The sequence below is a fragment of the Mesorhizobium sp. B1-1-5 genome, from assembly GCF_006443065.1.
Taxonomy (GTDB): domain Bacteria; phylum Pseudomonadota; class Alphaproteobacteria; order Rhizobiales; family Rhizobiaceae; genus Mesorhizobium.
Genome location: NZ_VFWS01000451.1, coordinates 1 through 1,295, shown reverse-complemented (window position 1 = coordinate 1,295; position 1,295 = coordinate 1). Strand labels below are relative to the sequence as shown.

Below are 1,295 nucleotides of genomic sequence, written 5' to 3'. Positions count from 1 at the left end.
TGCAATCCTGTGCGGAAGCGACGCTGGCACCCATGGCCGTGGCAATGGCTTCGGCCGAGATGATCTTACTCCACTTTTTCACTTTGCTCTCCTCTGACATTTATGGTTTTTGATTGCAGGTCAGCCGAGATGGCTGCCCAGCCTACGTTCGGTGTACGAGACCAGCCACCCGAACGGGACGGTGATGGCGAGATAGAACAGGCCCGCCAGGATCAGGACATCGAGGTAGAGGTAGGTGGCCGCACCCACGCGATAGGCGCGCGCCAGAAGTTCGGGGATGGCGATCGTGTATGTAAGGGCCGTCGCCTGGAAGATGAGAATGGCAAAGCCCATCAGCGCGGGTATTGCGAACAGGATTCCCTGGGGGATCACCACGAAGCGCAGGATGTCCCGGCGGGTCATGCCGAGCGCCAGGCCCGCCTCGATCTCACAATGCGGAACCGCGTTCAGACCGGCCCGAAGGATCTCGCTGGTGTAGGCGCCCGTCGTTAGCGCCAACGCAATCACGCCAGAGGTGAAGGCACTTACGGTCATCCCCGAAGCAGGCAATCCATAGTAGACCATCTGCAGGACGACGAGTGCGGGCGCGCCGCGCCCGATCTCGACAAGTACCACCGCGAAATAGCGGACGAGCCTGTTTCCAGAGGAGGAGGCAAGCGCAAGAACGAGACCGATAGGCAATCCGAACAGCAGCGCCAGGCCCGCCAACTGGAGACTGACAAGAACTCCTTGGAAACGCGGGGGGGACCAGTCCAGCCAGTGGCCCAGCATCTCGCTCATTTCGCTTGCCCTCTTGAGCGCAGCCGCTCGTCCACGGCGCGTGCCAACACGACAACGGGTATCGACAGCGCGATGTAGAGAAGCGCAGCGAAAATGAACGGCATGAAGCTGCCGCCTCCGCCTTGGGCCTGCTGCGATGCGTACATCATCACGTCGCGGACACCGATCGTGGAGGCCACGGTCGTGTCTTTGAGCAGGCTGACAAGAAAGGTCGCCATGGGCGGAACCGAGACGCGCAGGACCTGCGGCGCCAGGCTGTAGCGCAGCGTATCCAGGCGCGTCATACCGAGCGCCGTGGACGCCTCCCGCTGGCCCTTCGAGAGGGCCAGGAAGCCACCCCTGTAGATTTCAGCGAGATAGGCCGTTGATACCAGCCCCATACCCAGGATGGCAGCCTGATAGGAACTGAGAACGATCACTCCGCTGCCCAATCCGAAGAAGATAATGAACAGCCAGACGATCGGCGGGATTCCCCGGACAACGTCGATGTATATGCGCGCCGGCATGCTTAGAAG

Annotated in this window: 2 protein-coding genes; both read right to left on the bottom strand. The window is 61.3% G+C overall.

All coding sequences use genetic code 11. The features are described from left to right. Positions 1-120: 120 nt before the first annotated feature. Complete coding sequence (locus FJ980_RS32290; protein WP_140547528.1) at positions 121-780, bottom strand: amino acid ABC transporter permease; 660 nt, start codon at positions 778-780, stop codon at positions 121-123. After that, on the bottom strand, positions 777-1,295 hold a 519-nt coding region (locus tag FJ980_RS32285), incomplete at its 5' end, for an amino acid ABC transporter permease (protein WP_140547527.1). The genes FJ980_RS32285 and FJ980_RS32290, both read right to left, overlap by 4 nt.

Coding starts and splice junctions, on each gene's coding strand:
- FJ980_RS32290 (WP_140547528.1), bottom strand. CDS start 780: ATGAGCGAGATGCTGGGCCACTGGCTGGACTGGTCCCCCCCGCGTTTC.